Origin of the sequence: Saccharomonospora iraqiensis subsp. paurometabolica YIM 90007, assembly GCF_000231035.2 — a bacterium.
Lineage (GTDB): Bacteria > Actinomycetota > Actinomycetes > Mycobacteriales > Pseudonocardiaceae > Saccharomonospora > Saccharomonospora paurometabolica.
Genome location: NZ_KI912228.1, coordinates 59,893 through 62,883, shown reverse-complemented (window position 1 = coordinate 62,883; position 2,991 = coordinate 59,893). Strand labels below are relative to the sequence as shown.

General features: G+C 73.9%; 3 protein-coding genes. All 3 read left to right on the top strand.

All coding sequences use genetic code 11. The features are described 5' to 3' along the window. Positions 1-720, top strand: a 720-nt coding sequence (locus tag SACPADRAFT_RS26760; RefSeq protein ID WP_007027089.1) for a TOMM precursor leader peptide-binding protein, incomplete at its 5' end; no start/stop codon positions are given. Positions 721-799: 79 nt separating this feature from the next. Next, positions 800-2,158, top strand: coding sequence for an ABC1 kinase family protein (locus SACPADRAFT_RS0209950; RefSeq protein WP_007027088.1), 1,359 nt, complete (start codon positions 800-802; stop codon positions 2,156-2,158). Between the two features lie 152 nt (positions 2,159-2,310). After that, the coding region (locus SACPADRAFT_RS32605) for a hypothetical protein (RefSeq protein WP_198048299.1) at positions 2,311-2,991 on the top strand (681 nt) is incomplete at its 3' end.

Below are 2,991 nucleotides of genomic sequence, written 5' to 3'. Positions count from 1 at the left end.
GCCGACACCCCGCCCCGGCGCGCGTACGGCACAGTCCGCGTGCAGGGGGACGGGCGGCTGGCGGCGGCGATCACCGCATCACTGGCCACCGCGGGTGTCGCGCACCTCGACGTGCGCGCGGGCGGCGTGGTCGACGACAGTGATGTGGGCGCCGGTTTCCTCGACCGGGACGTCGGACGGTCCCGGGCGTGCGCGCTCCGCGACGTCGCACGGCGCACGCACCCCGGAATCCACACCGGGCCGCTCCGGCACGGGCGGGTGCCGGACCTCGTGCTGCTCACCGACGCCGTGGTTCCCGCACCGGACGTGGTCGCGCCCCTGATGGCCGCGGGTGCCCCGCATCTGCCCGTGCGCGTGCGGGAGGGGATCGGCATCGTCGGCCCCCTGGTTGTTCCGGGGCGCACGAGCTGTCTCCGCTGTGCCGATCTGCACCGGGTGGACCTCGATCCGTGCTGGCCGACGGTGGCCGGGCAGCTCGCGGGCCGACGACAGCAGACCGACCTGGCCAGCGCCCACGGCACCGCGGCGATCGCCGTCGGGCAGGCGTTGCGGGCGCTGGCACCGTCACCGCAGCACCCACCACCCACCTGGGAGGCGACGTTGGAGCTGGACTGCTACGGCGGGACCGTGCGGCGTCGGGACTGGCCGCCGCACCCGCACTGCGGGTGCGGCGCACCCGCCCGATCGCCGCGCCGAGGCCCCTTCCGACAGTGCCGGTGAGGCGGCGAGGCCCGGCGCCACCGCGATTCACACCGGGAATCGGTGCACAGACCGCGATTCGGAGGGCAGAATCGCGGTCGTGACGGACTCGGGCGATTCCCTCGACGACGACCAGACCGACCCCGCGATCCCCCGCAGGGCCGCGGCCCGCACGGCCAAACTGGCCAGCCTGCCGCTCGGCATCGCGGGACGCGCGGTCGGCGGCTGGGGTAGACGGCTGACCGGGCAGAACACCGAGGACGTGAACGCGGTGCTGTCGGCCAAGGCCGCCGAACAGCTCTTCGAGGTGCTGGGCACGCTCAAGGGCGGCGCGATGAAGTTCGGGCAGGCACTCAGTGTCTTCGAGGCCGCCGTCCCGGACGAGCTCGCCGCCCCGTACCGGGACGCGCTCACCCGGTTACAGGCAGCGGCACCCCCGATGTCGGTGCGGCGGACACACCGGGTGCTGGCCGAGCAACTGGGCCGGTCCTGGCAGCAACGGTTCGCGGAGTTCGACGACGAACCGGCCGCGGCGGCCAGTATCGGACAGGTGCACCGGGCCGTCTGGCACGACGGCCGCGAGGTCGCGGTGAAGGTGCAGTACCCGGGCGCCGACGAGGCACTGCGCAGTGACCTGCGCCAGCTCCAGCGGTTCAGCAGGCTCTTCCAGTCGCTCGTGCCCGGTACCGAGGTGAAACCCCTGCTCGCCGAGCTCGCCGACCGGATGGACGAGGAGCTGGACTACCGGGCCGAGGCCGACAACCAACGACGGTTCGCCCGGGCGTTCGACGGGGACGCCCGGGTGCGCGTGCCGAAGGTGGTGGCCAGCGCGCCGAAGGTGATCGTGACCGAATGGGTCACCGGAACCCCGTTCTCGGAGATCATCAACACCGGGACCCGGGACCAGCGGAACGAGGCGGGCCGGCTGCTCGCCGAGTTCCACTACTCCTCGCCCGAACGGGCGCACCTGCTGCACTCCGACCCGCACCCCGGCAACTTCCTGCTGCTGGAGGACGGCAGGCTCTGCGTCATCGACTTCGGGGCGGTCGCCGCGCTGCCGCACGGGGCCCCGCCGGCCCTCGGGGTCATGATGCGGCTGGCGCTGCGGAACCGCCCGGACGAGCTGTTCGAGATGCTGCGGGCGGAGGGGTTCGTCCGGGACGACGCCGACCTCGACGCCGACGACGTGCACGCCTGGTTGCGGCCGTTGACCGCACCGCTGACCGACGAGACGTTCCACTTCACCCGCCGCTGGGCGCAGAAGCAGGCGCTGCGGATGGGTGACACCCGCAACCAGGACTTCCATACCGGCCGTTTCCTGAACCTCCCGCCTCAGTGGCTGCTCATCCACCGGGTGACGGCCGGGGCCATCGGCATCCTGTGCCAACTCGACGCGGAGGTGGCCGTGCGGGACATCGTGCGCCGGTGGCAGCCGGGGTTCGCCGACCCGGGTGAGTGAGCCGACGGCCGGGTCCACCGCTCGGGCCGGTGGCCGACGGGTGTCCACAGGGCCGCACGCGGGGCAACGGAAACCCCGTTCGCGACGCCGACCCATCCACAACCCGCGGGTTCACCGGGCCGCCGGCCGCGGAGGCGGCCACGCTCGGCGGTATGACGACAGCGACACACCCGCAGCATCCGCACCGCAGGGCCCACACCACCGTCGCCGACGTCGCCGCGGCGGCGTTGCGACCCGACGACGAGGGCTGTGATCCGGCGGTGCCCGTCGTCACCGTCGCCGAGCTCCGCCGACGGGGCCTCACCCCGAGCACGATCACGAAGCGCTGCCGACCCGGGGGGCCCTGGCGACGGCTGGCGAAGGGCGTGATCCTGCTCGGGACCGGCAGACCGACCCGGGAGCAGCTCCGCCGGGCCGCCGTGTTGTATCTCGGTCCGGGCTGTGCCCTCACCGGTGTCGACGCACTGGCCGCCCACGGTGTCCCGCTCCTACCGTCGGACACCGTGCCCGCGCTCGTACCCGAGCACCGCCGGGTGTTGCCGCCCCGGTTCACCACCGTCGAGCGGACGTCCCGGCCCCCCGAACCCGTCCGGATCGACGGACTGCCGTTCGCTCCCCCACCCCGTGCGACGGTGGACGCCGCACGCGGCGAGAGCGACGAACACCGGCTGCGGCACATCCTCACCCGGCCCGTGCAGGAGGGCCTGTGCACACTCGCCGAGCTCCGTGAGGAACTCGACGCCGGTAACCAGCGCGGCTCGGCCGCCGTCCGCGCGCAGCTCCGCGCGCTGGGCGATACCGATCTCGGCCGCGGCCGACGGCCCGCGCGCCGG